The sequence below is a fragment of the Elstera litoralis genome (assembly GCF_000963705.1).
In the GTDB taxonomy this organism is placed as follows: domain Bacteria; phylum Pseudomonadota; class Alphaproteobacteria; order Elsterales; family Elsteraceae; genus Elstera; species Elstera litoralis.
In genome coordinates, this window is the sequence record NZ_LAJY01000904.1 from 1 (window position 1) to 990 (window position 990).

General features: G+C 47.7%; 1 protein-coding gene. It reads right to left on the reverse strand.

Annotated elements, in window-relative coordinates:
* A partial coding sequence (locus VZ95_RS20655) for an ATP-grasp domain-containing protein (protein WP_045777539.1) occupies positions 1-846 on the reverse strand: 846 nt, incomplete at its 3' end.
* Positions 847-990 lie beyond the last annotated feature (144 nt).

Below are 990 nucleotides of genomic sequence, written 5' to 3' on the forward strand. Positions count from 1 at the left end.
CAACTGAGAGACGGCAGGGCTTTCTAACACTTTCTCGTTGAAAGCCTTGATCTGGTGCCATTCGTCGGATTCTGGCTCGACAACGATGGTGCATCTGGTTTGCCCATTTACATATGCTAGGGGGGAGCCGACATGTTTTCCGACACCAACAAACACGGGCTCTCCTTCATGGAAGAAGGTATCGCAATGAAAGATATTGCCCTGGATGAACTCTTCGAAATTCCAGGAAAGAAGCTCATCACGATGGTCTTCGATAAACGCGAGGAGGGCCGTCTGGTCGCAAATCTTGTAAGTTTCGAGCGCTCCCATACCATCGATCGGTTTTACGATCAGTGGAAAGCCCACATATGCAGCAATTTGAGACATAAGTTTTTTAGGCGAATTCGTGGATGCCAGCATTTCCGCCGTAACAAAACGAGGCACTCTAATACCTGCTTCCATGAGTTTTTTCTTCATGTCTATCTTGTTACGATAGACACTTAAATCAATTTCTGTTGGCCCTGGAATATTAAACTCGCGGCGTATTCTACCGCAGAGAAGTAGTGCATCCTCCTCCCAGCAAATCAGTTTTATTCTGTCGGGAGAGCCCGCTAATGCGACCTCTTCGGCAATTAACTGGGATAAAGTTTGATGATTGAAGGGCTCAAGGCAAGAAACGCGATCCAACCGGGCTGCTGCCTCTACGGGAACTCGATCAAAGAATTCTTGATCAAAGGCCGCAACAAGCCTTGAGGCTGTCTTGTCCCGAGCATAGTCGTATCGCAAACGATCATATCGTAAGCGGTTGATGAATATATAAGTCGAAATCATCTCAACTCCCGATTCTGCGAGATAAAAAGCTTTCATACTTCTGCGTTAGCAAAGACTGCCCCGCAAGGACGGACCAGTTCATCAACTCCTCAGCTGCTGCATTCGTCGCTTGGTCAATTAAGCTTGTTGGGTAGGCACTAATCCTATGGCCTCCAGCGCGCTCATAAGCGTCTATCAGGG